The sequence below is a fragment of the Microvirga sp. GN3 genome, assembly GCF_055792825.1.
Window position 1 is genome coordinate 60,316 of sequence record NZ_JBVVAK010000039.1, and the last position, 2,262, is coordinate 62,577.

At 57.1% G+C, this 2,262-nt stretch carries 2 protein-coding genes; both read right to left on the bottom strand.

The annotated features are described in order from the left end of the window. Positions 1-114: 114 nt before the first annotated feature. Positions 115-1,851: a glycosyl hydrolase family 28-related protein gene (locus tag ACS5Q1_RS19605; protein WP_473099747.1), complete on the bottom strand. Its 1,737-nt coding sequence runs from the start codon at positions 1,849-1,851 to the stop codon at positions 115-117. 231 nt (positions 1,852-2,082) lie between these two features. Then, on the bottom strand, positions 2,083-2,262 hold a 180-nt coding region (locus ACS5Q1_RS19610; protein WP_473099748.1), incomplete at its 5' end, for a hypothetical protein.

Here is a 2,262-nt window from a genome sequence, read left to right on the forward strand (position 1 = left end):
CTTTTGGGATCCAATCCGATGCTCCACTCTTTGAAGAGCGCATCGTTCTGGGCGGAAAACCGGGTCCACTTTTCGCTGACGCGGCCCTCTGGGTCCGCACGATGCGCTAGGTGCTCAGACGGCGAAAAAATCGTGATGTGCCAGGGCAAGGCCCTTCTTGATCTGTGCAAATTCCACCGGCTTGCGCGAGCCAGAGCCATCGGAATCGTATGACAGAACGCCGGTCTTCTTGTTGTAGAGCACGTAGTCGTTCTGATCCTTTGGCCTGTTTCCCGCGTTGAAGAATTCCGCATTAAGCTTGGTCGGATGGGCGGACGAGCCTGGTCCGATCTTCCGGAAAATGGCGTTGTCGAGCCAGATCGAATCGTCCCTTACGGAATAGTTGGCGATCGTGTCGAAATTGACCTTCCGATCCGTCGTCGAACTCCCGAGCTTGGTATTGAAGATGAAGACGTCGCGGCCGGCATCGCCGCTCAGAATGTCGTTGCTCAAGCCGCCGTTGAGGCGGTCGTGACCGTTGCCGCCGAAGACATAATCCCTGCCGGAATCCCCATAAAGTTTGTCGTTGCCGCCATCTCCGAAGACATGGTCGTTGCCGCCCATTCCTCGGATCGTGTCGTTGCCGGAGCGGCCACTCAGTTCCTCATCCTGTCCAGTGCCCTTGAACGAGTTGGATGAGGCGGACCCAATCCAAGTCTGTCTCGAGGTGAAGATTACGCCGGAATCCACACCGTAGATCGTATTGCCGAGCAGTAGAATGCCCGTATCGCCGGCGAGGGTGTTCGTCCGCTCCTCGCGGATTCCATAGCGTGCGTCGATCGCGCCGTCGGAGTAGATAGTATTGTTGAGAATCTGCGTGTTCGTGGAGTAGTAGGTCAGCCCGGTGGTCGTATCGAGACGCATGCGGATGCTGATCTCGTCGAATTGGTTGTCCGCAGCCTGCGCGTTGTTGAAGATGTGGCTGTTTTGAACAATGGTGCCGGTCGATCCTTCGATCCGAACGCCGCTACCCTGGTTGCCGAAGATCATGGCGCCGTCGACAATGACATTGGCAGCCATGTTGAGCAGGACTCCGTCCCTGACATTGCCGTAGTATTGGCCTCCGACAATCTGGATGTTGCTCGGCCACGGGATCGCCTCCGATCCGCGCTGCACGACCACACCTGTCGACCCGTTGCCATAGGCGATGTTGTCCTGCAGGAGGAGCCCGGTTGTCGTGGTGGTGATGTTGAAGCCGTGTCGATCGTTGCCGTAGGCGATGTTGTTCCGGTAGATGCCGTTGACGATGTAATCCGCCACGAAGCCATCGAGCCCGTTGCCGTGAGACACGCTGCTTTCGATGGTCAGACGGAGGGTCTGCTCATGCGGGTCGAAGCCGTAGCCCGAGCAATCCATCACCTCCACGCGTGCGACATGAATGTCGCTGTCCTGTGCCGGGCTGCCGGGGCGCACGCCCGTGTAGAAGCCGTCGATCTTGCCTGTCGTGGCATCGCGGTTCCCGTCGATGGTGATATCGAAGAGGCCCACATTGCTTGTCACCTCATCGAACGGCGTGCGCACCACGCCGGTGATGTCTCCCGCCCAGCCGTCGGCCACTTTAAGAATCGTCCGGCCCATGCCGGCACCCTGCATGGCCGTGCCGGACAGCAGTTCGACCGCACCGTCGCTCTTGTCGCCGTTGCCTTTGACGAGCAGGGTGCCCGTCGGCAGAAGGACAGTCACACGGCCCACAGCGGGGTTCTTGATATAGGCATCGTGAGCCGCTTTGACGGCGGCGTTGAGGGCGGCAGTATCGTCTAATGCATCATTCGCTTTTGCGCCGAAATCCGAAGCACTGATGAACAAGGCCATGCAGATAATCATTTGTTTCAAAAGGAAGCAAGCCTGCTTACCCATCTTTGAGAGATTTTGGGTGTGCTATTCTTGGGAAATGAATTGCCTTTGAGGTAGTCATCATGAAGGGGCGGGCGACATACTCATAGGATAGGAAATTGCTCTAAAGTTTATTCGACGGACAATTCAGATATCTGCTGCGATGACTCTCAATTTTCCACCTTCCATATGCAGGTCTGACGATGTCGCTCACTGCGCCAAGGAAGGGTATGGGGAGACATTAACGACACGAAGCGCCCATTGCCCGTAATTACCCACGCCCTTGTCAGCAGGCTCAATGCCTGACTCCATGGGGCGATGGATCGCACTGATTTGCAGCGTCTGACAAAGGAAGAGCTGATTGAGTTGGTGCTGCGGATGCAGCGTCCG

What these genes read in the sequence shown, in the direction of transcription:
- ACS5Q1_RS19605 (WP_473099747.1), bottom strand. Translation starts at nt 1,851, where the DNA reads ATGGCCTTGTTCATCAGTGCTTCGGATTTCGGCGCAAAAGCGAATGAT.